This window comes from Mycobacterium sp., assembly GCF_044342925.1.
Taxonomy (GTDB): Bacteria; Actinomycetota; Actinomycetes; order Mycobacteriales; family Mycobacteriaceae; genus Mycobacterium.
In genome coordinates this window covers 1-25088 of sequence record NZ_JBIIOV010000026.1, presented here as the reverse complement: position 1 = coordinate 25088, position 25088 = coordinate 1, and the positions used below count along the sequence as shown (strand labels likewise).

Sequence of the window (25088 nt, the reverse complement as noted above, 5' to 3'; positions counted from 1 at the left end):
TCGGGCAACTGGTCGATGATCGAGCGGGCGACGGTCAGTCCGCCGACCCCGGAGTCGAAGATGCCGATCGGCGCGTACCGGTCACTCATCCCAGCGGCCCCGGCGGCGTGGCCGCCCGGCGACGACGCGCTTCCCGTTCGGGTTTGGACAGCCAGTACGCGGCCAGCACGCCGGCGACCGCGCCGGTGAGGTGGCCCTGCCAGGACACCCCGCCGCAGCCGCTGAGCGACGGGACCGCCCCCCACAGGATGCCGCCGTAGACGAACAACACCACCAGGCTGATGAGGATCTGCCAGACGTGGCGGGTCAGCCAGCCGAACACCAGCAGGAACCCCAGCCAACCGAAGATCAGTCCGGAGGCGCCGATGTGGTTGGTGCCCAACGGGCAGCGGTCGATGTTGCCGAGCAGCCAGGTGCCCAGCCCGCCGAGGATCCAGATGATCGCGGTGGCCCAGACGAACCGGGACATGCCCGCGAGCGTCACCAGAAAACCCAGCACCAGGGCCGGCACGGTGTTGGCCACCAGATGCCCCCAGTCGGCGTGCAGCAGCGGCGCGAACAGGATGCCCTTGAGCCCGTCGGTGTCCAGCGGCCGGATTCCGTTGCGGTCCAGCGTATGCCCAGTCAGCAGGTCGACCAGCTCGATCAGGTAGAGCAGCGCGACGAAGGTCAGGATGGTGGCGCCGCCGACCTTCCATCCCGGCCACTTCTCGTCCCGCGTCGGAAGATCCTGACCTGGCTGACCCGGTAAGCCCATAGCGCTTCAGGCTACCGGCCGGCGCGGTGATGCCGGCGCTACGCTGCCGGACCGTCGACCAGCACGTCGCGGTAGGTGGGGATGCCGGCCACCGACTCGGCGGCCAGGACTCCGGCCAGCACCGCGCGGGCCAGGCAGTCGGCGGCCGCGATACCGACCGCGGTGGTAAGCGCCGTCTCCGGCGACATCGCCGCCGGGGTGTCGGCAGGGGGTTGGACCTGCACCGCACCGGTGGCCAGTGCGAAGACGGTGTCGCCGTCGAGGGGGGTGTGCACCGGCCGGATGGTGCGCGCCAGGCCGTCCTGCGCCGCGATCGCGACGCGGTGGCAGGCGGCTTTGCTCAGCGCCGCGTCGGTGGCGATCACCGCGATGGTGGTGTTGAGCGGGCTGGACTCGCGGTGCCGGGCCGCGTAGGCGGCGATCCGGTCGGCCGGCGGAGCGCTCAGTCCGACTTCAGTGGCCGCCGCAGCCATCCAGGGCAGGCCCGTCGCGGTGTCGGCGACCTCACCGGCGCAGTTGACCACCACGATCGCCCCGACAGTCACCCCGTTGTCCAGGACGGTCGAGGCGGTGCCCACCCCGCCCTTGAGCACTCCGGCCCGCGCCCCCACGCCGGCCCCGACACTGCCCACCGCGACATCGGTTCCGGCCGCGGCGACCGCGGCGTAGCCGAATTCGGCGGTCGGCCGCGCACTCCACGCCCCGACCGGCAGGTCGAAGATGACGGCGGCCGGCACGATCGGCACCGTGCCGCCGGTCATCGCCACGCCGCGGCCCTGCTCCGCCAGCCAGGTCATCACCCCGTCGGCCGCGGCCAGGCCGTAGGCGCTGCCGCCGGTCAGCACCACGGCGTCGACGTAGCGGACGGTGTTGGACGGGTGCAGCAGTTCGGTCTCCCGGCTGCCGGGGGCGCCGCCGCGGACGTCGACCGCCCCGACGGTTCCCGGCGGCGCGAACACAACCGTTGTGCCGCACGCCCACCCGCTGCCGGGCTGATCGGCCGAGCCCACGGTGGCGTCGGAGTCACACCGATGGTGGTGGCCGACGAGGATGCCGGCGACGTCGGTGATCGACCCGTATCCCGACGTGAGTCCTGAGTCGATTGCCGCACTCCTCCTCGGGCCCGGGGGCCCGCATCGTCGTCCGGCGACGCTCACCGGATCGGCTTGCCCATCAAACCCAGCACCAGGAATTCCTGCAGCACCGTCAGCCATTGGTAGACGTCGAGATGGGCGGCCATCGGGTGGCCCGACGGCAGCCGGTCCGGCAGCTCGGGACCCACACCCAGAATGGTGCCCAGCGCCAGCCGGATGTCGTTGATCGCGCCGGTCCAGGCCTGCGCGTCGTCCTCGGTGAGCTCCACCGGGCCGCCGCCTGCCGGCAGGGTTTCGACCAGCCGTTGGGCGGCAGCGATTTTCGCGTCGATGATCTGCGGCTCATGCAGGCTGCGCAGCGCGGCGTTGGAGGCGGCGTCGTCGTTGGCCTGATCCTTGAGGAAATCGGGCAACAGGCGGCTCATGGTGCCGTCCTTGGGTGGGGCGGAGTTGCCGGTGCGGATACCGGTCAACTGCTCCAGCGGGTCCGACGGTGCGGCCGACTGCCGGTCGTCGAGCATCTCCTGCACCGACGTCGCCATGTTGGTCAGCAGTGCCACCTCATGCGGCTCCAGCGCCGAGACGAACCGGGGGCCGTCGACGGTGTCTATCCGCTTCCACTTGCGCACGAGGCGGCTCAGCGGTCCTGCTGCATGGTGGCCCACAACCCGGCGGCGTGCAGTTTGGTCACGTCCACCTCCATGGATTCCCGGCTGCCGGCCGACACCACGGCCTTGCCCTCATTGTGGACCTGCAGCATCAGCTTGGTGGCGTGCGGTTCGCTGTAGCCGAACAGTTTCTGGAGCACGTAGGTCACGTAATTCATCAGGTTCACCGGATCGTCCCAGACGATCGTCACCCACGGTGCATCCGTGGCCTCGAGTTCGTCGGTCTCCAAAACACTGCTGGTACCCGGCCGAGTCGGTGCTGATGACGCGCCCATGCGAACAGGATAGCGAGCGCTGGCAAAATCCACCGCCCCTCGCCAAACCCTCTACGGTTGCCGTGTGACTGTGGCTTCCCGGACAGCCCTGCTGACCGACAAATACGAGCTGACCATGGTCTCGGCGGCGTTGCGGGACGGCACCGCCGACCGGCCGACCACCTTCGAGGTGTTCGCGCGGCGGCTACCGCAGGGCCGCCGCTACGGCGTACTCGCCGGAACCGGACGCTTATTGGAGGCCTTGGCCGACTTCACCTTCGACGACGCCACCCTGGAGACGCTGGCCGAGTTCCTGGACCCGGCCACCCAGGACTACCTCCGGACCTTCCGGTTCCGCGGCGACATCGACGGCTACGCCGAGGGCGAGCTGTACTTCCCCGGCTCACCGGTGCTCTCGGTCACCGGCACCTTCGCCGAGTGCTGCCTGCTGGAGACGCTGGTGCTGTCGATCTTCAACCATGACACCGCGATCGCCTCGGCCGCCGCCCGCATGGTCAGCGCCGCCGCGGGCCGCCCGCTCATCGAGATGGGATCGCGGCGCACCCACGAGCAGGCAGCGGTGGCCGCGGCGAGGTCGGCCTACCTCGCGGGGTTCACCGGAACCTCGAACCTGGCGGCCCACCACCGCTACGGCATCCCGGCGCTGGGCACCTCCGCGCACGCCTTCACCATGCTGCACACCACTGCCGACGGCGGCCCGGACGACTGGGAACAGGCTGCGTTCCGGGCCCAGGTCGCCGCACTGGGTGTCGGCACCACCCTGCTGGTCGACACCTACGACGTGCGGTGCGGCGTGGCCAACGCGATCGCCGCGGCCGGCACCGGGCTGGGCGCGGTCCGCATCGACTCCGGCGACCTGGGCGTGCTGGCCCGCCAGGTCCGCGACCAGCTTGACGGGCTCGGCGCGGTGAACACCGAGATCGTGGTGTCCGGGGACCTCGACGAGTACGCCATCGCCGCGCTGCGCGCCGACCCGGTCGACACCTACGGCGTGGGCACCTCGGTGGTCACCGGTTCCGGAGCGCCGACCGCCAGCATGGTCTACAAGTTGGTCGAGGTCGACGGCATCCCGGTGCAGAAACGCAGCAGCCGCAAAGAGTCCCACGGCGGCCGGAAGGCGGCGCTGCGGCTGACCCGGCCCTCCGGAGTCATCACCGAGGAGGTGGTGCACTCCTTCGGCGCCCCGCCACCGACCGACGAACCGGCCCGCGTGCTGACAACGCCGCTGGTGCGTGGCGGCGAGGTGCTGGCACAGCGCGATCTGGCCGCCGCGCGGGATCTGGTCGCCGCCGGGCTGCACAGTCTGCCCTGGGAGGGGCTGGCGTTGTCCACCGGGGAACCGGCGATCCCCACCCGCCAGGTGCGCTAGATCCGGCGTCGAGACTGCGCACAGACCGCGTTGACGGCCCGCCATAACGATCTGTGCGCAGTCCCGATGAGCATCCGCGGGCTACCTTTGCTGATGTGATGGCTGCTGCGACTCCCCCGGTGGCCGACCTGCTGGCCCGCGCCGTCGCGGCGCTGGGCGGCGCCCAGCGCCCCGGGCAGGTCCAGATGGCCGAGGCCGTCGCGCACGCCTTCGAGAGCGGCGAGCACCTGGCCGTTCAGGCCGGCACCGGCACCGGCAAGTCGCTGGCCTACCTCGTCCCGGCCATCGCCCGGGCGGTCGACGACGAGACGCCGGTGGTGGTCTCGACGGCCACCATCGCCCTGCAGCGCCAGCTCGTCGACCGCGATCTGCCGCGGCTGGCCGAGGCGCTAGCTCCCGAACTGCCCCGCAAGCCCACCTTCGCGCTGCTCAAAGGCAGACGAAACTACCTGTGCCTGAACAAGATCAACTCAAGCCCCAGCGACGACGAGCCGCCCCAGGAGGAACTGTTCAGCGCCGATTCCCGGGCCGCTGCGCTCCTGCCCTCTGGTGCGGCGGCGGCGGTGAGTGCGATGGGCCGCGACATCCAGCGCCTCACCCAGTGGGCGTCGGACACCGAGACCGGCGACCGCGACGAACTGCGACCCGGGGTGCCGGAACGTTCCTGGTCGCAGGTCAGCGTCTCGGCCAGGGAGTGCCTCGGGGCCACCCGCTGCCCGTACGGCATCGACTGCTTCGCCGAGAAGGCCAGGGCGCAGGCCGGCCAGTCCGACATCGTCGTCACCAACCACGCGTTGTTGGCCATCGACGCGATCGCCGACGCCGACGTGTTGCCCGAGCACGACGTCCTGGTGATCGACGAGGCTCACGAACTTGTCGACCGGGTCACCGGTGTCGCGACCGGTGAACTCACCCCCGGGCCGCTGGGGGTCACGCTGCGCCGGGTCGCGGCCCTCGTCGGCCCCGAACTCCTCACCCGGCTGGAGGCGGCCGTGGCCACCTTCTCCTCAGCCATCCACGACGCCGAACCCGGCCGCGTCGACTTCCTCGACGCCGAACTGGGCACCTACCTGACTGCTCTGCGCGACGCCGCGGCAGCGGCACGCGCCGACATCGACCCCAAGCCGGCCGACCCCGCCGCCGCGGCCGCCCGCACCGAGGCCATCGCGGCGCTGACCGACGTCGCCGACACCGCCGGACGGATTCTGGACTCCTACGCCGCGGCGATCCCGGACCGGACCGACGTGGTGTGGCTGGACCACGAGGAACACCGGACCGGCGCCACCATCCCGGTGCTCCGGGTGGCGCCGCTGTCGGTGGCGGGCCTGCTGGCCGAGCGGATCTTCGGCACCGCCACCACCGTGCTGACCTCGGCCACGCTGACCATCGGCGGCTCCTTCGACGCGATGGCGCAATCCTGGGGGCTGCCCGACGACACCGGAGCAGGCCCGAAGTGGCGGGGTCTGGACGTCGGCTCGCCGTTCGAGCACGCCAAGGCCGGAATCCTTTACGTCGCAGCCCATCTGCCGCCGCCGGGGCGCGACGGGTCGGGTTCGGCGGCGCAACTCGACGAGATCGCCGCGCTCGTCGAGGCCTGCGACGGCCGCACGCTGGGGTTGTTCTCCTCGATGCGGGCCGCCCGGGCGGCGGCCGAGGCCATGCGGGAGCGGCTGGACACCCCGGTGCTCTGTCAGGGCGACGACGGCACCGCCGCGCTGGTGGAACAGTTCGCCGCCGACCCGCGCACGTCCTTGTTCGGCACCCTGTCGCTGTGGCAGGGCGTCGACGTCCCCGGCCCGTCGTGCTCGCTGGTGATCATCGACCGCATCCCGTTCCCACGCCCCGACGACCCGCTGCTGACCGCGCGGCAGCGGGCCGTGGCCGCCCGCGGCGGCAACGGATTCATGACGGTAGCCGCCAGCCACGCCGCGCTGCTGCTGGCCCAGGGCGCGGGTCGGCTGCTGCGCCGCTCAGACGACCGCGGGGTGGTCGCGGTGCTGGATTCCCGGATGTCCACCGCCCGCTACGGCGGTTACCTGCGCGCATCGCTGCCGCCGTTCTGGACGACCACCGACCCGCTCGTGGTCCGGGACGCGCTGCGGCGGCTGCGGACGCCGCCACCAGACTGAGCGGCGGCTGCGGACGCCGCCACCAGACTGAGCGGCGGCTGCGGACGCCGCCACCAGACTGAGCGGCGGCTTGCGTACGCCGCCACCAGACTGAGCGGCGGCTTGCGGACGCCGCCACCGGACTGAACAGCCAATTGTCGCGGGCGATCTATTGTGGTCGCCATGGGAGTGCTGCCACGACTGATCGCCGCGGTGAGCGCAGCGGCGGTGCTCGCAGGCTGCGGCACCGCGATCACCGGCACAGCGGTGTCGGTCTACGAGGATCCGTTCAAGGTCGGCGGCCTCGAGTCCGTCGACGGCCCCACCGGGCTGCGCCCGGATGCAAAACCTGAAGCCCGTCAAGTCACCGGCACTGACGGCGGTCAGGTCGACGAACTCGCCGGCCAGTCCGTCAGCGACCTGGAGGAGTACTGGAAGTTCGCCTACCCGGACACCTTCGACGGCGAACTGAAGCCGGTCAAGGAGTTGTTCTCCTGGGACTCCGGCGACTACGACGGCACCTTCTGCGACGACACCACCGAGGGTCTGGTCAACGCCGGCTTCTGCGAAGTCGACGGCACCATCGGCTGGGACCGCGCGGTGCTCATGCCGTCGCTGCGAAAAGCCTACGGCGACATGGCGATCACCATGGTGCTCGCCCACGAGTACGGCCACGCCATCCAAAAGATGGCCACGCTCAACCCCAGGGGTGTGCCCACGCTGGTGGCCGAGCAGCAGGCGGACTGTTTCGCCGGCGCCTACCTCCGCTGGGTGGCCGAGGGCAAGTCGCCGCGGTTCACGCTGAGCACCGGCGAAGGTCTCAACAACCTGCTGGCGGCGATGATCTCGTTCCGCGACCCGCTGCTGGAGGGCAACCAGGGCTACGACGTCGGCGACGAACACGGCTCAGCCTTCGAACGGATCTCGGCGTTCCAGTTCGGGTTCACCGACGGGCCGGCCGCCTGTACGAGCATCACCCTCAAAGAGATCAACCAGCGCCGCGGCGAGTTGCCGGTGGAACTGCCCTCGAATCAGAGCGGCGAACTGCCGGTCACCGAGAAGTCGGTCAAGGCGGTGGTGGACGCGCTGAACATCCTGTTCACCCCGAAGAACCCGCCGAAGCTGACCGTCGACAGCGCCTCGGCATCGTCGTGCGCCGACGCCCGGCCCAGCCCGCCGGTGTCGTTCTGCCCGGCCACCAACACCATCGCCGTGGACCTGACAGCGCTGCAGGCCCTGGGCACGTCCACCGAGGGCGCCGACGGGCCGGCCCTGCAGGGCGACAACACCGCCTACTCGCTGGTGGTGTCCCGCTTCATGCTCGCCCTGCAGCACGAACGCGGCGTGTCCCTGGACACCGCCGAGGCCGGCCTGCGGACTGCGTGCCTGACCGGGGTGGCCACCACCAAGCTGTCGCAGACCATCACTACACCCGACGGTGACACGGTGGCGCTGACGGCGGGCGACATCGACGAGGCGATCTCGGGTCTGCTCACCAACGGTCTGGCCGCCGGCGACGTCAACGGCGAATCGGTGCCCGCGGGGTTCTCCCGCATCGACGCCTTCCGGGTCGGCGTCCTCGGGGACCAGGACCGCTGCTTCAAGCGCTTCCAGTAGACGCCCGGCGTCACACTCGTTTGGTGACGCCGTACCAGGACAGGATGGCGTCGCCGTCGGAGTTGGACTTGGCCAGCACGGCGTACGAGCGGATGAACGATTCACCCACGCAACCGTCGATCTTGATGCGCAGCTTGTTGATCGACACCCACGGGGCGTTGCTCTCGTACTGCTTCTTGGTCACCGCGACGGTGTTGATGATGCCCGGCTTGAGACCGACGGTGATGCCGCCGCCGATGTTGGCCCCGATGCCGGGAAGCAGGCCCTCGATCGGCAGGCTGGTGAAGTCCAGGCCGATGAGGCCGATAGAGGGGTTCAGACCGGCTGTGCCGGTCATCGAGACGCCGTTGGCCGTGCTCATGTCGATGCCGCAGCCGATCTGGTAGCCGACCTCGAAGATGCCTTTGGCCGTCTGGTCACCACCGCCGTCCAAGGCGCCGTTGAACACTCCGCTGACCTCGTATTCCCGCGTCGAGATCGCGGTGGTCAGCGGCGCGATCGGCGCCTGCGTCTCGTCCTTGGCCGACACCTGCATGGTCCAGCCGTCCGGTGACGTCGTGGTCACCGGCGGGCTCGATTCCACCGTCGCCGAATTCACCGGGGTCGCGGCCGCAGGTGCCGGACCCGGCGTGGCGCCGGGTGCGGCTGCAGGACCAGGAGTAGCACCAGGAGAGGCACCGGGGTCGGCTCCGGGAGCCGAAATGGGCACTACCTCGGCAGCCGGCGCCGGAGGGCCTTCGGTGGCCACCGATACCGGCCCGCCCGGAGTGATGGGATCGGGATCGGCCGCTGCCGGGACCGCGATCACCAGGGCGGTCCCCACAACAATCCCCGCAATGGTCCCGGCAGTGGCGAAGTCAGCCGAGTGACGCATGGTCCTCACGAGCGCGGCCCTACCGAGCACAGTTCTCCTACCTCCAAAGCGCTTCCCCGGCAAACTACAGGTGGACCTCAACGGGGGCCGCCCGGTCCGCCAGATCGATGTCGCCGGCAAGCTTGACCAAGCCGAATTCAGCGTCCTCGGCCAGCAGCCGGTGGCGTGGCAGCACTCGCACGGTATAGCCCATGGAGCCGGCCTGCGGCAGCGGGGTGGTCGCCGAGAACGTTGCCGTCTCCCCGTCACCTCCACCGATGCGGATCATGTCGATGTAGCGCGGGTCGCTCAGGGTGTCACCGGAATCGACCCGTCCGAGCACCGCCTGGACCACCACGTCGTCCGGACGCAGGCCGGGCAGGACGACAGCCGCTGTCAGAGTCATCTCCGACCCCAGCACCGGAGTGTCCGGCAAGCCGGAGCTGTCGACATCGGTGATCCGCACCTGCGGCCATGCGTCGGTGACGCGGTGCCGGTAGGCGGCCAGTTCGCGGGCCTGCCCGAACGGCAGACCGTCGATGGACTCCACGGTTCGGCGCAGCGAGGCAGCCGCCGGTGCGTAGTACTGCTCGGTGTAGTCGCGCACCATCCGGGAGGCCAGCACCTTGGGCCCGAGCGACACCAGGGTGTGTCGCACCATCTCGACCCAACGGCCCGGCACCCCGTTGTCGTCGCGGTCGTAGAATTTCGGCGCCACCGATTTGTGCAGCAGATCATAGAGCGCCCTGGCCTCCAGGTCGTCGCGGCGTTCCTCGCTGAGCACCTCCGCACTCGGTATCTCCCAGCCGTTCTCCCCGTCGAACCACTCATCCCACCAGCCGTCGCGGATGGATAGGTTCAGCCCGCCGTTCAACGCGCTCTTCATCCCGGAGGTCCCGCACGCCTCCAGCGGGCGCAGCGGATTGTTCAGCCAGACATCGCAACCCCAGTAGAGCAACCGGGCCATGGACATGTCGTAGTCGGGCAGGAAGACGATCCGGTGCCGCAGTTCGGGCCGGTCGGCGAAGCGAACGACCTGCTGGATGAGCGCCTTTCCGGCGTCGTCGGCGGGGTGAGACTTGCCGGCCACGATCAACTGGATGGGCCGTTGCTCGTCGAGCAGCAGAGTCTCCAGACGGTCCGGGTCGCGCAGCATCAACGTCAGGCGCTTGTAGGTGGGCACCCGCCGGGCGAACCCGATGGTCAGCACACCGGGATCGAAAGCGGTTGCCACCCAGTCGAGTTCGGCTTCGATGGCGCCGCGCTCCAGGCAGGATTTATGGATCCGCCGGCGGACGTCCTCGACCAGCTTGGCACGCAGCTGGCAGCGGATTCCCCAGATGTGGCCGGTGTCGACCTGCTGCAGGCGCTGCCACTCCGAGGCATCCCGCAAGGCTTCCGGCGAACCGGCCAGTTCGGCGGCCAGCGCCAGCCACTCCGGGGCCGCCCAGGTGGGTCCGTGCACCCCGTTGGTAATCGAACCGATCGGCACCTCAGCGGCGTCGAAACCGGGCCACAGCTCGGCGAACATCTCCCGGCTCACCCGGCCGTGCAACTGCGAGACGCCGTTGGACCGCTGGCCCAGCCGCAGCCCCATGTGGGCCATGTTGAACTTCGACGGGTCCGATTCGGCGCCGAAACCGAGCACCCGCCGTAGCGGCACACCGGGCACCAGGCCGTAGTGGCCCTCGTCGCCGAAGTACCGCTCGACCATCTCCACCGGGAACCGGTCGATCCCGGCCGGCACCGGCGTATGAGTGGTGAACACGGTAGAGGCCCGCACCACCGCCAGCGCGGTGTCGAAGTCGAGGTGGTCGGCGACCATGAATTCGCGGATACGCTCCAGGCCGAGGAAACCCGCATGGCCCTCGTTCATGTGAAAGACGTCCGGCGCCGGGTGGCCCTCGATGGCACAGAACGCGCGGATAGCCCGCACCCCGCCGATCCCGGCCAGCAGCTCCTGCTTGATCCGGTGCTCCTGGTCGCCGCCGTACAGCCGGTCGGTGACGTGACGCATATCGTGATCGTTCTCCGGGATATCGGAATCCAAGAGCAGCAAGGGGATTCGGCCGACCTGGGCGATCCATACCTTCGCGCGCAGCACGCGCGACTCGGGCATGGCCAGCTCGATCAGCACCGGCTCGCCACCGGGGTGGGACAGCAGCCGCAGCGGCAGACCCTGGGGGTCCAGCGCCGGGTAGTTCTCGTGCTGCCAGCCGTCGGAGGTCAGTGACTGGCGGAAGTACCCCGAGCGGTAGTTCAGGCCGACGCCGATCAGCGGCAAACCAAGGTCGGAGGCCGCCTTGAGGTGGTCGCCGGCCAGGATGCCCAGGCCGCCGGAGTAGATCGGCAGCACCTCGGCCACACCGAACTCCATTGAGAAGTAGCCGATGCCGTTGGGCAGGACGGAACCGTTGTGCGACTGCAGCTCCTGGTACCACCGCGGCTGGGTCAGGTACTGGTCGAGGTCCGCGGCGAGGAAGTCCAGACGCTCGGTGAAGGCTTGGTCGTCGGCGAGCTCGTCGAGCCGCGCCGTACTGACCTCGCCGAGCAGCGCCACCGGGTCGCGGCCGATCCGCGCCCATGCCTGCGGGTCGATGCCGGCGAACAATTCCTGGACGCCGACGTCCCATGACCATCGAAGGTTGGTCGATAGCCGACCGAGCGCCGCGATGCGGTCAGGGAGGTGGGCGCGAACGGTGAACCTGCGGAGAGCCTTCACCGATATGACCTTACTGAGGTTTGGGTTCGGCTGCCCTCGGTGGCCGTTACGGTGTGAACCGACGGTGATGCGGTTACCCGTGGTGTCGGGAGCGTGTCGGGCTGGAGCGGAAATGAGGTACTCGGGTGCCGGGTCGTATCGCGGTCGACGACATCGCTCCCGTGGTGTCCGGTGGGATCTATCCGGCCAAAGCGGTCGTCGGCGAACTGGTGCCGGTGTCGGCGACGGTCTGGCGCGAGGGCCACGAGGCGGTGGCCGCCACCCTGGTGGTGCGCCACCTCGGGACGGCCTACCCCATCGCTCACGGCGGCAAGGTCGCGACCAGCCCTGCCCCGCAGGAATCGTCCCGGGTGAAACCCGCGAGATACCGGATGACGCCCGGCCGCACACCGGATGTGTTCCACGGTCAGTTCTGCCCCGACCAGGTCGGGTTATGGGTCTTCCGGGTCGACGGCTGGGGCGATCCGATCACCACCTGGCGCCATGCCGTGGTCGCCAAACTCGACGCCGGCCAAGGCGAGGAAGACCTGCACAACGACCTGCTGGTGGGCGCGGACCTGCTGGAGCGCGCTGCCACCGGGGTACCCCGCGCCGACCGGGCACCGCTGCTGCAGGCCGCCGCGGAGTTGCGCCGGCCCGGTGATCCGCTGTCCCGCGCGGCGCACGCGCTGTCGCATCACGTCACCGACCTGCTCGACCACTACCCGCTGCGGGACCTGGTCACCCGCGGCCGCCCCTACGGCGTCTGGGTGGACCGGCCGCTGGCCCGGTGCAGCTCCTGGTACGAATTCTTCCCCCGCTCCACCGGCGGCTGGGACGCCGACGGCGAGCCGGTGCACGGCACCTTCGCCACCGCCACCGCCGCCTTGCCCCGCATCGTTGCCATGGGGTTCAACGTGGTGTACCTGCCGCCGATCCACCCGATCGGCAAGGTACACCGCAAGGGCCGCAACAACGCGGTGACCGCCGACGACGGCGACGTCGGATCGCCGTGGGCCATCGGCAGCACCGAGGGCGGGCACGATGCGGTGCATCCGGACCTCGGCACGATCGAGGACTTCGACTCCTTCGTCGCCGCCGCCCGTGGCCACGGCCTGGAGGTGGCGCTGGACCTGGCTCTGCAGTGCGCCCCGGATCATCCGTGGGCGCGGGCGCACCGGCACTGGTTCACCGGACTGCCCGACGGCACCATCGCCTACGCGGAGAATCCGCCGAAGAAGTACCAGGACATCTACCCGCTGAACTTCGACAACGACGCGCAAGGCCTCTACCACGAGGTGTTGCGGGTGGTCCGGCACTGGATCGACCACGGCGTCACGGTTTTTCGCGTCGACAACCCGCACACCAAGCCGCCGGACTTCTGGGCCTGGCTGATCGGTGAGGTCAAGAGCACCGACCCCGACGTGCTCTTCCTGGCCGAGGCGTTCACCCGGCCGGCCCGGATGTACGGTCTGGCGAAACTGGGCTTCACACAGTCGTATTCGTACTTCACCTGGCGAACCGCGAAATGGGAACTCGAGGAGTTCGGCCGCCAGATCGCCGAGCACGCCGACTATGCCCGGCCGAACCTGTTCGTCAACACCCCCGACATCCTGCACGAGAGCTTGCAGAACGGCGGTCCGGGCATGTTCGCCATCCGCGCGGCGCTGGCCGCGACCATGGGCGCCTCCTGGGGGGTGTACTCGGGTTACGAATTGTTCGAGCACGTCGCGGTGAAGCCGGGCAGCGAGGAGTACCTGGACTCGGAGAAGTACGAACTGCGGCCCCGCGACTTCGCTCTTGCGCTGGCGCAGGGCCGCTCGCTGGAACCGTTCCTGACCCGCCTCAACGAAATCCGCCGGGTCCACCCGGCCCTGTGCGAGCAACGCACCATCCGGTTCCACCACGTCTCCAACGACGCCCTGCTGGCCTACAGCAAGTACGACCCGGTGAGCGGCGACTGTGTCCTGACGGTCGTGACGCTGAACCCGTTCGGCGCCGAGGACGGCACGCTCTGGCTGGACATGGCCGCACTGGGTATGCAGCCCTACGACCGTTTCTGGGTGCGCGACGAGATCACCGGGGAGCAATACCAGTGGGGCCAGTCCAACTACGTGCGCCTGGAGCCGGTCAAGGCGGTGGCGCACGTCCTGAATATGCCGGTCATCCCGCAGGACCAGCGGGCCGCCCTGCTGCGCCGGGAATGAAGGCGGGAGTGATCCAATGACACGAACCCCTGACCGCACCGGCCCGGCGGCCGGGCCCGCGCTGGCGCCCGATCCCGCGGAACTGGCGCGGCTGGTGGCCGGCGCCCACCATGACCCGCACAGCATCCTCGGGGCCCACGAGTACGGCGAGCACTCCGTGGTCCGCACGCTGCGGCCGCACGCCGTCGAGGTGTCTGCGCTGGTGGGCGGCAGCCGGTATCCGATGACCCATATCGACTCGGGGTTGTTCGCGGTGGCGCTGCCGTTCACCGACCTGGCCGACTACCGGCTGGAGGTCAGCTACCCGGGTGCCGACGGCAACCCGCACGTGATCACCGTCGCCGACGGCTACCGGTTCTTGCCGACGCTGGGCGAGGTGGACCTGCATCTGTTCGCCGAGGGCCGCCACGAACGACTCTGGGAGATCCTCGGCGCGCACCCCCGTTCGTTCACCACCCCGGACGGTGTGGTGGAGGGCGTGTCTTTCGCGGTATGGGCGCCGAACGCCAAGGGCGTCAACCTGATCGGCGATTTCAACGGCTGGGTCGGCAACGACGCCCCGATGCGGGTGCTCGGCTCCACGGGGGTCTGGGAGCTGTTCTGGCCGGGGTTCTCCCCCGACGGCCTCTACAAGTTCCGGGTGCACGGGGTGGACGGCGCGGTCGCCGACCGGGCCGACCCGATGGCGTTCGCCACCGAGATTCCACCGCTGACGGCATCGCGGGTGTTCGTTTCCCACTACACCTGGGACGACGACGACTGGATGGCCGCACGAGCGCACAGCAATCCGGTGTTGGAGCCGATGAGTACCTACGAGGTCCACCTCGGTTCCTGGCGGCCCGGCCTGAGCTACCGCGAACTGGCGCAGCAGCTTACCGAATACGTTGTGGCCCAAGGTTTTACACATGTGGAGCTGCTGCCTGTCGCCGAACACCCGTTCGGCGGGTCCTGGGGCTACCAGGTCACGTCCTACTACGCGCCGACGTCGCGGTTCGGCACACCCGACGATTTCCGGTACCTGGTGGACCGGCTGCATGCCGCCGGGATCGGCGTGATCATGGACTGGGTGCCCGCGCATTTCCCGAAAGACGCCTGGGCACTGGGCCGCTTCGACGGGACCGCGCTCTACGAACACTCCGATCCACGCCGCGGCGAGCAACTGGACTGGGGCACCTACGTCTTCGACTTCGGCCGGCCGGAGGTGCGCAACTTCCTGGTGGCCAACGCGTTGTACTGGCTCACCGAGTTCCACATCGACGGCCTGCGCGTCGACGCGGTGGCCTCCATGCTGTATCTGGACTATTCGCGCCCGGTGGACGGCTGGACCCCCAATGCCTACGGCGGCCGCGAGAACCTCGAAGCCGTGCAGTTCCTGCAGGAGATGAACGCCACGGTGCACAAGAGCGCGCCGGGCGTCGTCACCATCGCCGAGGAGTCCACCTCCTGGCCGGGCGTCACCCGCGCGACCAACCTTGGCGGCCTTGGCTTTTCGATGAAGTGGAACATGGGTTGGATGCACGACACCCTGGACTACATCAGCCGCGACCCGATCTACCGCAGCTATCATCACCACGAGATGACGTTCTCGATGCTATACGCCTACAGCGAGAACTACGTGCTGCCGATCAGCCACGACGAAGTGGTGCACGGCAAGGGCACGCTGTGGGGGCGCCTGCCCGGCAACGATCACGTCAAGGCCGCCGGCCTGCGCAGCCTGCTGGCCTATCAGTGGGCGCACCCCGGCAAGAAGCTGCTGTTCATGGGTCAGGACTTCGGGCAGCGCGCCGAATGGTCGGAGGAGCGCGGGCTGGACTGGTTCCAGTTGGCCGAGAACGGCTTCTCCGGCGGCATCCAGCGGTTCATGGCCGACGTCAACCATCTCTACCGCAGTCGCCCCGCGCTGTGGAGCCTGGACACCCGGCCGGCGGGCTACTCCTGGATCGACGCCAACGACTCGGCCAGCAATGTGCTGAGCTTCCTGCGATATGGCGCCGACGGTTCAGTGCTGGCGTGCGTGTTCAACTTCGCCGGCAACGAGCACAGCCGCTACCGGTTGGGACTGCCGCATTCCGGCACCTGGCGTGAGGTGCTCAACAGCGACGCGGCGGTCTACAACGGATCGGGCATCGGGAACATGGGCGCTGTCGAAGCCTCCGACGAGCCATGGCACGGGCGGGCGGCCTCGGCACAGCTGGTGCTGCCGCCGACGTCGGCGATCTGGCTGGAGCCCGTCCCCGACTAGCGGCGAAACGAACGATTCGCCGCGAAAGTTTTAGTGAATCATGGCATTTCGTCGATCTCGGCGCGGGCTTAGTACAGTGCGTTGGCCAGATTCCGCCGCCCGGCGATGACCTCCGGGTCGGCGGGGTCGAACAACTCGAACAGTTCGATCAGCCGCGTCCGCACCCGGGTGCGGTCGTCCCCGGACGTGCGCTTCACCAGGGCGGTCAGCCGGCCGAACGCTCCGGGCACATCCTGGGTGAGCACCTGGACGTCGGCAGCCGCGAACGCCGCGTCGATGTCGTCAGGCGCGGCATCGGCGTCGGCGACGGCGGTAGCCGGATGGGCGGCTGCGCGCTGGAGGAACACGATCTGGCGCAGCGCGCCTTGGGCCTCGGCGTGACCGGGATCGGCGTCGAGGATGGCCTGGTAAGCCGCCACGGCACCGATGAAGTCGCCGGTGTCCAGCTTCTCCCTGGCGTCCGCCAGGGCCGGGTCCACCGGCGCCTGCGCCGCCGCATCGTCGTCGCCGCCGAGTTGTCCCGCGGTTGCCGACAGCAGCGAGTCGATCCAGCGACGCAACTGTTCGGGCGGTTGGGGGCCCTCGAAGCTGGCCAGCGGCTGGCCGCCGGCCAGTGCCACCACGGTGGGCACCGCCTCGACGCCGAAGATGGCGCCCACGCGGGGCGCGGAATCGACGTTGACCGTCGCCAGCGACCACTTGCCGGCGTCGGCAGCGGCCAGGGCGTCCAGGGCGTCGAGCAACGTCAGGCAGGCTTGGCTGCGCGGGGACCACAGCAGCACCACCACCGGCACTTCGCTGGAGCGGACCAGCACCTCGGCTTCGAAGTTGACCTCGGTGATCTCCACGGCGTGACTGCCGGGCGCTGAGCCGGAATCACCGCTCTGGCTGCGCTGCTTGAGACCGGACAGATCGACCGCACCGGTCATCACCGGTGCGATTCTCGGGCGGGGACGGGTCACGCCTGCCAGTTTGTCATGAAAGTCCCTATGACCGACATCACAGGACCCGCGCAAACATCAGCGACGCAGGATCAGCGCGTCACCCTGGCCGCCGGCGCCGCACAGTGCGGCGACGGCGTAGCCGCTGCCCCGCCGAGCCAGTTCGAGTGCCGCGTGCAGCGTGATGCGCGCCCCGGACATCCCGATGGGGTGGCCCATGGCGATGGCGCCACCGCTGCGGTTGACCTTCTCCGGGTCGACGCCCAGTTCGCGGGTCGAGGCCAGCGCGACCGCGGCGAAGGCCTCGTTGATCTCGATCACGTCGAGCTGGTCGACGGTGATGCCCTCCCGGGCGATGGCCTTCTTGATGGCGTTGGCCGGCTGGGACTGCAGCGTCGAGTCGGGGCCGGCGACGTTGCCGTGCGCGCCGATCTCGCACAGCCAGGTCAGTCCCAGCTCTTGCGCCTTGGCTTTATTCATCACCACAACAGCGCAGGCGCCGTCGGAAATCTGGGATGCCGAGCCGGCGGTGATGGTGCCGTCCTTGCGGAACGCCGGCTTGAGCCCGGCGAGCGACTCGGCGGTGGTGTTGGCCCGGATCCCTTCGTCCTCGGCGAATTCGATCGGGTCACCCTTGCGCTGCGGAATCTGAACGGGCACAACCTCGTCGGCGAACACGCCGTCTTTCCACGCCGCGGCCGCCTTCCGGTGGGAGGCGGCGGCGAACTCGTCCTGTTCGAGACGGGTGAACTTATCGGTGTCGTTGCGCTGTTCGGTCAGCGCTCCCATCGGCTGGTCGGTGAACACGTCGTGCAGGCCGTCGTAGGCCATGTGGTCGCGCACCGTCACGTCGCCGTACTTGTAGCCGGACCGGCTGTCCATCAACAGGTGCGGGGCTCTGGTCATGGATTCCTGGCCGCCGGCCACCACGACATCGAACTCGCCGGCCCGGATCAGTTGGTCGGCCAGGGCGATCGAGTCGATGCCCGACAGGCACATCTTGTTGATCGTCAGCGCCGGCACGTCCCAGCCGATGCCGGCGTTCACCGCGGACTGGCGGGCGGGCATCTGGCCGGCGCCGGCGGTGAGCACCTGGCCCATGATCACGTACTCGACCAGCGACGGCTCCACACCGGCCTTCTCCAGCGCCGCCTTGATGGCCACCGCCCCAAGGTCACTGCCGGAAAAGTCCTTCAGCGAACCCATCAACCGCCCGACCGGGGTGCGTGCCCCGGCAACGATCACCGACGTCGTCATTCCTGCCTCCTCCAGACTCGACCAAGACCGGTCGCCGAATGTGATCCAGCCAACACACTGACCAACCATCCGGTTGAAAGGTTACCGTGTTGTTATGACGACCGAGCACATCGATGCCCGCCGACTGCTGGCGAGCGCTCTGGTGACCGGGCTGGACCATGTGGGCATCGCTGTGCCCGATCTGGATGCCGCCATCACGTGGTACCACGACCACCTCGGCATGATCGTCGTTCACGAGGAGATCAACGCCGAGCAAGGTGTGCGCGAGGCCATGCTGGAGGTGCGCGGCGCTCCCCGCGGCAGCGCCCAGCTTCAGCTGATGGCCCCGCTGGACGAGACCTCGACCATCGCCAAGTTCATCGACAAGCGGGGACCGGGCATCCAGCAGTTGGCTTTCCGGGTCAGCGACCTCGACACGCTGTCCGACCGTCTGCGCAGCCAGGGCGTTCGGCTGCTGTACGACGCTCCGCGCCGCGGCACAGCCGGTTCGCGGATAAACTTCATCCACCCCAAGGACGCCGGCGGCGTCCTGGTGGAACTCGTCGAGCCCCGAGAGAACTGAGTCCAGAGCACTGATCTCAGCTAGGACCACCGGCGGGTGGGCCCGCGGGTGGCCCGGTTCGCCCAGCACTGGGTATGCCAATGCCGACGATGTTCGCCGGTTTCGTCCTCGGTACGCCACACCACCACATGCGGTGTGCGGCTGCGGATTTCATGGTCGCAACCCGGGCATCGATAGGCCTTGACCGCCCGGGCGCCCGGGATCGGAACCACCTCGTAGTCGTATCCGTCGGGCCCGGGCTCGATCCTGCGCATCAGAACAGCCGGAACTCGTCGCTGTCCATTCCGCGCATCACGTCGTAATCCAAAGTAAGACAACGAATTCCGCGGTCCTCGGCAAGCGTGCGCGCCTGCGGCTTTATCTGCTGCGCCGCGAACACGCCGGCGACCGGCGCCAGCAGGCTGTCACGGTTGAGCAGTTCCAGGTAACGCGTCAGCTGCTCGACCCCGTCGATGTCGCCGCGGCGCTTGATCTCCACAGCCACCGAACGGCCGTGGGCGTCACGACAGAGGATGTCCACCGGGCCGATGGCGGTCATGTACTCGCGGCGCACCAGGGTGTACCCCTCCCCCAGCAGGCCGATGTGCTCGGCCAGCAATTCCTGCAGGTGAGCCTCCACACCGTCCTTGACCAACCCCGGGTCGGTGCCCAGCTCATGGCTGGAGTCGTGCTCGATCTCGGAGATCGTGATGCGCAACTGCTCGCCGGCCTTGTTCTGCACCACCCACACCGCAACCTCGCCGTCGACGGTCTCGGTGAGCCAGCACGGCGGGCTCATCCAGTTCAGCGGCTTGTAGGCGCGGTCGTCGGCATGGATGCTCACCGACCCGTCCGCCTTGACCAGCAGCAGGCGCCGCGCAGAGGGCAGATGGGCGGTCAGCCGGCCCAGGTAGTCGACGGTGCACTGGGCGATCACGAGTCGCACCGGTTCAGCTTAGGGGGCGGGCACCGCAACTAGGCTTGCGCCACCATGAGTACCGACTCGAATCCAGCACCGAGTACCGACTCGAACCTGGCACAGCGGTTGGGCCGCGTACTCGAACGCCTCACCCGCCAGAGCGGGCGGCTCTCGCGCACACCGGTTTACGGATCGTTGCTGCTCGGCCGCCGCACCGAGAGCCCGGCGCAGCGCAGGGCCAGGGTCCAGGCGATCCTGACGGTGTTCATCTTGGTGGTCAACGCGATCGGCGTCGCCATGGCGTTTCTGTTCGCCTTGGTCGCCTTTCCGGATCCGAGCGTGTTCGCCGATGTGCCGTGGTGGCTGCCCGGCCTGGTGGCGCCGTTGTACACCGTCATCACGGTGGCGCTGGGAACCTGGCGGTTGCACATCCGCACCCTCGGGGACCTGCGCTGGGCGACGGAGGGCCGACGGCCCGACCGCGAGGATCAACGCAACACGATGTTGACGCCGTGGCGGATCGCGTTGACCCTCTTGGTGTTGTGGGGCGGGGCCACCGTGCTGTTCACCACGCTCTACGGCATTCAGGATCCGGCGTTCATCCCCCGGGTCGGCCTGGTGCTGGCCTTCTGCGGCATGGTCGTCGCGACCACGAGCTATCTGGCGGCTGAGTTCGCTCTGCGTCCAGTGGCCGCCGCAGCCCTGGCCGCCGGCAAACCGCCCCGCGGACTGGCCCCGGGCATCATGGGCCACCGAACTCGGCGAACTGCAGCGCGGCTTCAACACCATGGTCGACGGTCTGCGCGAGCGGGAACGAGTACGCGACCTGTTCGGCCGCCACGTCGGCCGGGAGGTGGCCGCCGCCGCCGAGCTGGAGATGCCGCGACTCGGCGGCGAGGAGCGCCATGTGGCGGTGTTGTTCATCGACATCGCCGGCTCCACCAAGATGGTCACCAGCCGGCCACCCATCGAAGTCGTCGAACTCCTCAACCGCTTCTTCGCCGTGATCGTCGAAGAGGTCGACAACCACAACGGCCTGGTCAACAAGTTCGAGGGCGACGCCGCGCTGGCCATCTTCGGCGCGCCCGTGGCGCTGGAATGCCCCGAGGACAACGCGCTGGCCGCCACCCGCACCATCGCGCGGCGGCTGCGCCGGGAAGTCCCCGAGTGCCCGGCCCGAATCGGTGTGGGCTCCGGTGAGGTGGTAGCCGGAAACGTCGGCGCCCGAGAACGTTTCGAGTACACCGTCATCGGCGAACCGGTGAACGAGGCGGCACGGCTGGCCGAACTGGCCCGCTCCGAACCGAGCCGGGCGATCGCCTCGGCCGGGACGGTGACGGCCGCCTCGGAGCGCGAGCAGCGGTTCTGGCGGATCGGCAAACCGGTGCGGCTACGCGGTTACGACGAGCGCGTCCCGATCGCCAGCCTCATCGGCGGCCGCTGAGGCCGACCTCACCCAGAGGGCCGGACTCACCCAGAGGCGACGTCGCGCCGGATCCGGTTCTCGTACCCGGCGCGTGCGCCGGTGTCCAGCGTGCGCAGCACCCGTTGCCGGGTCAGCCTGCCCCGGACGGCGCCGACCAGCCGGTCGGGCACCAGGGCGGCGACGGCCTCGTAGCTGCGCATCCATCCGGGAACCGCGACGATCGGGGGTCGGGTCCGGCAGGTGGCGACGATCGCCTCGGCGATGTCCTCGGGGTCGACGGTCGGCAGCACCCCGCCGAGTTTGACCCCCGACACCAGATCGGTGCGCACCGCCGACGGCAGCACGCACGTCACCGTCACACCGGACCCGTCGAGTTCGTCGCGCAGCGCCTCGCTGAACCCCACCACAGCGTGCTTGCTGGCGCAGTAAGTGGCCAGCCCGGCGGCCGGCACCTCGCCCAGGTAGGACGCCACGTTGACGATGTGTCCGCGACCGCGCTGCACCATTCCCGGCAGCACCAGTTTGGTCGCCCGCAGCACGCCGTTGAGGTTGACGTCGACGATCGCATCGGTGACGGCGTCGGACTCGTCGGCGAAGCGGCCGGCCGGCATGATGCCGGCGTTGTTCACCAGTACCTGCACGGGCGGTTCGACGCCGGCCAGGAACTCCGTCAACGACTCCCGCGAACGCACGTCGACCCGCGCACCGGTGCAACCGAGTTCGTCCGCGGCGGCTTTGGCCAGCTCACCGTCAAGGTCGCCGATGAACACCCGCGCCCCCTCGGCGACGAAAGCCCGGGCCGTCGCGTACCCGATCCCCCGGGCCGCTCCGGTGATGACGACCGACGCACCGGTGAGCACGATGGGGTTGGGCACAGGTCAGTTCCCTCCTGCTGTGGCTGGCATCATCGGGGCAACCCCGCAGCAGCCGTTCGAGACCGGCGCAGCTGCGCGCAGCCGGTCCAGCCTACGAGCCAGGACCATCGGATCCAGTGAGAAGGCGTCGGCGTCCAAGGTGCCGTCGGTGAACCGTGCCGCCATCATCTGCGCGCGGGCGGCGCACGACGAGTAGAGGTTGCCCAGCAGGCCGGGCTTGTGGAGAGGATTGGGCATGAAGCCGATGTAGTGCAGCGCGCCGGCCATTGGTGCGCACCGCATGTCCGGTGACAACATCGGCCGTCGGGCCGCAAAGATTGTTGCTTGAAAAGACCTTTCGGCTAGAAACGCCGAGACTAGGCGAAGGGAGGGTCGCCGACGCCGGAGATCATGTGAGTTCCCCACGGCGTCTGCTCGACGATCCTCGCCCCGGCGGTCCGGTCGTCGATCGTCAGCGTGAGGCCACCCGCCCGGCTTCGAGCGGTGCCGGGCAGCGCCTCGAATACCGTTCCCTGCCAGTGGTACCGGCCGTCGATGGCATCGAGGTGGCCGATCAGCCGGACCCTGCTGTCGATCGACTCTCCGTCGATGATCACCGTCGCCGGGCCGTCATACAGATCGTCCGACTCGGGCTGGGAGCCGGTCAGATAGAAGCACGGTTCGACGGGCTGCGGACGCCAGCGCCGCAGCACGATTGTGGCTTTGGCCTCGATGCGGGCGGCGCCGGAACGTTCGACTAGGCGCAGACAGCGGCTGACGTAACGGGCCTGCCGCCGGATGTCGGGACCGGGGATACGGAAGTGATTCGGGGTGCCATGGCTAGCGACGGCCGCTAAGTCCGAGGGCCGGGCGTCGACCACGATCCGCGCGGTCGCGGTCGTACCGCGGGAGTCGCTGACCGTCCAGGTTTCAGCAGCGGTGTCGAAATGCGCCGCCGCCTTGTCGGCCAGTACGGTGCAGTCCGCTAGCTCCAAGCCGGGCGGTACAGGCCCGATGACGATGACGCTCATAGGAATCCGGCCCGACGCCACAGCCGACGGCTGAGTCGGCCCATCAACCCGACCTCCTCGAAGAAGTTGGCCAGCGGAGCGAACGACTCGCGGCACTTCTGCTGGAAGTGCGGGTTGGCCCGCGCAACCTGCTGCATCTGCCGGCCATCCAGCCCTGCCCGGTTGTAGTACACCGGCAGAGTGAACAGCATCCGATAGAACGGGCCGCCGACACCGTGGATGTTGGCCATGAGGAACTTGCGGTACCACGGCATGCCGGGGGCCATCTTCCGCAGACCCTCCCGCGCGAACTGGATGTGGCGCGCTTCCTCGGTGACGTGAATACGCATCAGGCGCCGAACAATCGGCTGCAGGTCAGGGTCGTCGAGGATCTGGCGCTGCAACGCGTCGAAGATCTCCTCCCCGACCAGGGCCGCACCCCACAGCGCGGGGCCACGGAAGGTGAACGGCAGCGCATTGATGATGATTCGCTGGAAAAGACCGGGCCGCACTGGGATACCGCCGACGCGGTCGATGGTCTTGCCGAACATCACCATATGGCGGGTCTCGTCACCGAGTTCGGTGAGCATGTACTGGGTCGCCTTGGCCGTGGGGTTGGTGTGCATGATGCTGCGCAGCAAAGCCTGGTTGAGGATGTTCTCGAACCAGATGCCGGCCGAGAGCATGTTGACTAATTGCTGGCGAGACAGCTCCCGTTGCTGCTCGCGGGTCATCGCCTCCCACTCCGGCGTGCCGTACAGGGTCACCATCTGCGGGGGGAGGAAGAACTTGTCGGGGTCCAACGGGGCGGCCCAGTCGATATCGACGACCGGTTCGTAGGACCGTTTGATGGAACCGTTCAACAAGCGCTCAGAGAACTCTTCGCGGGTTCGACCGCGGTTCTGGGCGGGCGAAATCGACGTGGTCATCTGCGATGCCCCTTTCGGTGTCCGCCCCCGTGGGAAGAAAAGATAAGCCGCGGCGGCAGTCATGTCAATACCGGCGGTACCGGATACCCGAAGTGTCGCTATTTCTCACCCGAATCGCATCGTGCGACGATCGACGGCATGACGTCACTGACGTGCCGCACGGTCGACAGCCCGGTCGGTCCACTCACCCTCGCCGGCGACGGCCCGACGCTCATGCACCTACGGATGACCGGGCAGAGCCACGAGCCGGACCGGTCATCCTGGCGTGACGACGACACTGCATTCGCCGACGTGGTGGAACAACTGAACGCCTACTTCGCCGGATCACTAACCGACTTCGACGTCGATGTACGACTGGTGGGCACCGAGTTCCAGCGACGGGTGTGGGCCGCCTTGCGGACGATTCCCTACGGTCAGACCCGCTCCTACGGGGAGATCGCCGCCCAGATCGGCTCACCCGGAGCATCCCGGGCCGTCGGCCTGGCCAACGGGCGCAACCCGATAGGCATCATCGTTCCCTGCCATCGGGTCATCGGATCGACGGGCGGGTTGACGGGGTACGGCGGCGGCCTGGATCGCAAGCGCGATCTGCTGGCGCTCGAGAAGACCCGTGCGCCGGCGAACACGACGCTCTTCGAGTAATAACGAATACGCGAATGAGCAAATAAAAGGAAAACGCCCCCCGATTTCTCGGGGGGCGTTTTAAATGCCTGAGCCCCCCGATTTCTCGGGGGGCTCAGGTTTAATGTGTGTTCGGCGGTGTCCTACTTTTCCACCCTGTTGGGTAGTATCATCGGCGCTGGTAGGCTTAGCTTCCGGGTTCGGGATGGGTCCGGGCGTTTCCCTGCCGCTATGGCCGCCGTAACTTTATGTAAATTGTTGAGTTCGCCCCGTGTGTGCCCCCCCTTTTTTTTGGTGTTGGTGTGGGGGGTGTTTTTGGTGGTGGGGTGGGTGTTTGTTGGTGTTTGTGGTGTGGTTGCGAGTTTTTGTGTGTTTTTGTAAGTTTTCGGCCGGTTAGTGCCAGTTCCCTGACGTATTACTACGTTTGCAGGTCTGGTCTATCGATCCCGTGGTCTGCGGGGGGCCTTATCCCACTTGATGGGTGAGAAGCCTGGTCTTGGAGAAGGTTTCCCGCTTAGATGCTTTCAGCGGTTATCCTGTCCGAACGTGGCTATCCAGCGGTGCCCCTGGTGGGACAACTGGTGGACCAGAGGTTCGTCCGTCCCGGTCCTCTCGTACTAGGGACAGCTTTCCTCAAGCTTCTGACGCGCGCGGCGGATAGAGACCGAACTGTCTCACGACGTTCTAAACCCAGCTCGC

21 protein-coding genes, 2 rRNA genes and 2 pseudogenes are annotated in these 25088 nt (G+C 68.5%); 8 read left to right on the top strand and 17 right to left on the bottom strand.

The window, feature by feature from the left end; genetic code table 11:
* The 5 genes and pseudogenes from ADBZ6I_RS04855 to clpS form a co-directional block, all read right to left on the bottom strand.
* A pseudogene (locus tag ADBZ6I_RS04855) lies at positions 1-89 on the bottom strand (glutamate racemase); the annotation flags it as partial.
* Positions 86-757 carry a rhomboid family intramembrane serine protease gene (locus tag ADBZ6I_RS04850; RefSeq protein WP_526381418.1) on the bottom strand — a complete coding sequence of 224 codons (672 nt, stop codon included), beginning with the start codon at positions 755-757 and terminating at the stop codon, positions 86-88. The gene ADBZ6I_RS04850 and the pseudogene ADBZ6I_RS04855, both read right to left, overlap by 4 nt.
* A 38-nt stretch (positions 758-795) precedes the next feature.
* Positions 796-1860 carry a P1 family peptidase gene (locus tag ADBZ6I_RS04845; protein ID WP_526381424.1) on the bottom strand — a complete coding sequence of 355 codons (1065 nt, stop codon included), beginning with the start codon at positions 1858-1860 and terminating at the stop codon, positions 796-798.
* A gap of 50 nt (positions 1861-1910) precedes the next feature.
* Positions 1911-2480 (bottom strand): oxidative stress transcriptional regulator AosR, encoded by a 570-nt coding sequence (gene aosR, locus ADBZ6I_RS04840; RefSeq protein ID WP_526381416.1) that lies wholly within the window; start codon positions 2478-2480, stop codon positions 1911-1913.
* A gap of 8 nt (positions 2481-2488) precedes the next feature.
* The gene (gene clpS, locus ADBZ6I_RS04835; protein WP_526381414.1) at positions 2489-2794 is read right to left on the bottom strand and encodes an ATP-dependent Clp protease adapter ClpS; all 306 of its coding nucleotides are present in this window, start codon (positions 2792-2794) and stop codon (positions 2489-2491) included.
* 64 nt (positions 2795-2858) lie between these two features.
* Here clpS and ADBZ6I_RS04830 point away from each other — a divergent pair, with 64 nt between their 5' ends.
* From ADBZ6I_RS04830 to ADBZ6I_RS04820, 3 genes are all read left to right on the top strand, one after another.
* A complete protein-coding gene (locus ADBZ6I_RS04830; protein ID WP_526381412.1) occupies positions 2859-4163 on the top strand; it encodes a nicotinate phosphoribosyltransferase in 1305 nt (434 codons plus the stop codon).
* Positions 4164-4261: 98 nt separating this feature from the next.
* The gene (locus tag ADBZ6I_RS04825; protein WP_526381422.1) at positions 4262-6292 is read left to right on the top strand and encodes an ATP-dependent DNA helicase; all 2031 of its coding nucleotides are present in this window, start codon (positions 4262-4264) and stop codon (positions 6290-6292) included.
* A 162-nt stretch (positions 6293-6454) separates the two neighbouring features.
* Positions 6455-7888, top strand: a complete 1434-nt coding sequence (locus ADBZ6I_RS04820) for a neutral zinc metallopeptidase (protein ID WP_526381410.1) — start codon at positions 6455-6457, stop codon at positions 7886-7888.
* Between the two features lie 10 nt (positions 7889-7898).
* Here ADBZ6I_RS04820 and ADBZ6I_RS04815 read toward each other — a convergent pair whose 3' ends face one another.
* Both ADBZ6I_RS04815 and glgP read right to left on the bottom strand, forming a co-directional pair.
* The gene (locus ADBZ6I_RS04815; RefSeq protein WP_526381420.1) at positions 7899-8717 is read right to left on the bottom strand and encodes an MspA family porin; all 819 of its coding nucleotides are present in this window, start codon (positions 8715-8717) and stop codon (positions 7899-7901) included.
* Between the two features lie 109 nt (positions 8718-8826).
* Positions 8827-11463 (bottom strand): alpha-glucan family phosphorylase, encoded by a 2637-nt coding sequence (glgP, locus tag ADBZ6I_RS04810; RefSeq protein WP_526381408.1) that lies wholly within the window; start codon positions 11461-11463, stop codon positions 8827-8829.
* A 125-nt stretch (positions 11464-11588) separates the two neighbouring features.
* Between glgP and ADBZ6I_RS04805 the strand changes: the two genes are divergently transcribed.
* Together ADBZ6I_RS04805 and glgB are read left to right on the top strand one after the other, a co-directional pair.
* Positions 11589-13649 (top strand): maltotransferase domain-containing protein, encoded by a 2061-nt coding sequence (locus ADBZ6I_RS04805; RefSeq protein WP_526381406.1) that lies wholly within the window; start codon positions 11589-11591, stop codon positions 13647-13649.
* A 16-nt stretch (positions 13650-13665) separates the two neighbouring features.
* Positions 13666-15891, top strand: a complete 2226-nt coding sequence (glgB, locus tag ADBZ6I_RS04800) for a 1,4-alpha-glucan branching protein GlgB (RefSeq protein WP_526381404.1) — start codon at positions 13666-13668, stop codon at positions 15889-15891.
* Between the two features lie 68 nt (positions 15892-15959).
* Here the strand turns inward: glgB and ADBZ6I_RS04795 are convergent, their stop codons facing one another.
* Together ADBZ6I_RS04795 and ADBZ6I_RS04790 are read right to left on the bottom strand one after the other, a co-directional pair.
* Positions 15960-16853, bottom strand: a complete 894-nt coding sequence (locus ADBZ6I_RS04795) for a tetratricopeptide repeat protein (RefSeq protein ID WP_526381402.1) — start codon at positions 16851-16853, stop codon at positions 15960-15962.
* Positions 16854-16910: 57 nt separating this feature from the next.
* Positions 16911-18089 (bottom strand): thiolase family protein, encoded by a 1179-nt coding sequence (locus ADBZ6I_RS04790; RefSeq protein ID WP_526381400.1) that lies wholly within the window; start codon positions 18087-18089, stop codon positions 16911-16913.
* Positions 18090-18183: 94 nt separating this feature from the next.
* Between ADBZ6I_RS04790 and mce the strand changes: the two genes are divergently transcribed.
* Positions 18184-18651, top strand: a complete 468-nt coding sequence (gene mce, locus ADBZ6I_RS04785; RefSeq protein WP_526381398.1) for a methylmalonyl-CoA epimerase — start codon at positions 18184-18186, stop codon at positions 18649-18651.
* A gap of 20 nt (positions 18652-18671) precedes the next feature.
* Here the strand turns inward: mce and ADBZ6I_RS04780 are convergent, their stop codons facing one another.
* A complete protein-coding gene (locus tag ADBZ6I_RS04780) occupies positions 18672-18905 on the bottom strand; it encodes an Rv1322 family protein (protein WP_526381396.1) in 234 nt (77 codons plus the stop codon).
* Entirely contained in the window at positions 18905-19576 is a 672-nt protein-coding gene (gene nucS / locus ADBZ6I_RS04775) for an endonuclease NucS (protein ID WP_526381394.1), read from the bottom strand. Before nucS ends, ADBZ6I_RS04780 begins: the two co-directional genes overlap by 1 nt.
* Positions 19577-19801: 225 nt before the next feature.
* On the opposite strand from nucS, the pseudogene ADBZ6I_RS04770 reads away from it, so the two are divergent.
* Positions 19802-20993, top strand: a pseudogene (locus tag ADBZ6I_RS04770) (adenylate/guanylate cyclase domain-containing protein); the annotation flags it as partial.
* Between the two features lie 26 nt (positions 20994-21019).
* On the opposite strand, the gene ADBZ6I_RS04765 reads toward ADBZ6I_RS04770, so the two are convergent.
* The 4 genes from ADBZ6I_RS04765 to ADBZ6I_RS04750 form a co-directional block, all read right to left on the bottom strand.
* Entirely contained in the window at positions 21020-21850 is an 831-nt protein-coding gene (locus tag ADBZ6I_RS04765) for an SDR family NAD(P)-dependent oxidoreductase (protein ID WP_526381392.1), read from the bottom strand.
* Positions 21851-21853: 3 nt separating this feature from the next.
* The gene (locus ADBZ6I_RS04760; RefSeq protein ID WP_526381390.1) at positions 21854-22087 is read right to left on the bottom strand and encodes a hypothetical protein; all 234 of its coding nucleotides are present in this window, start codon (positions 22085-22087) and stop codon (positions 21854-21856) included.
* Between the two features lie 119 nt (positions 22088-22206).
* Positions 22207-22860: a DUF4873 domain-containing protein gene (locus ADBZ6I_RS04755; protein ID WP_526381388.1), complete on the bottom strand. Its 654-nt coding sequence runs from the start codon at positions 22858-22860 to the stop codon at positions 22207-22209.
* Complete coding sequence (locus tag ADBZ6I_RS04750) at positions 22857-23768, bottom strand: diiron oxygenase (protein WP_526381386.1); 912 nt, start codon at positions 23766-23768, stop codon at positions 22857-22859. Before ADBZ6I_RS04750 ends, ADBZ6I_RS04755 begins: the two co-directional genes overlap by 4 nt.
* A gap of 138 nt (positions 23769-23906) precedes the next feature.
* On the opposite strand from ADBZ6I_RS04750, the gene ADBZ6I_RS04745 reads away from it, so the two are divergent.
* The gene (locus ADBZ6I_RS04745; RefSeq protein ID WP_526381384.1) at positions 23907-24410 is read left to right on the top strand and encodes a methylated-DNA--[protein]-cysteine S-methyltransferase; all 504 of its coding nucleotides are present in this window, start codon (positions 23907-23909) and stop codon (positions 24408-24410) included.
* A gap of 109 nt (positions 24411-24519) precedes the next feature.
* Here ADBZ6I_RS04745 and rrf read toward each other — a convergent pair.
* Both rrf and ADBZ6I_RS04735 read right to left on the bottom strand, forming a co-directional pair.
* Positions 24520-24632 (bottom strand): 5S ribosomal RNA (gene rrf / locus ADBZ6I_RS04740).
* Between the two features lie 130 nt (positions 24633-24762).
* Positions 24763-25088: ribosomal RNA gene (locus ADBZ6I_RS04735) — 23S ribosomal RNA — on the bottom strand; the annotation flags it as partial.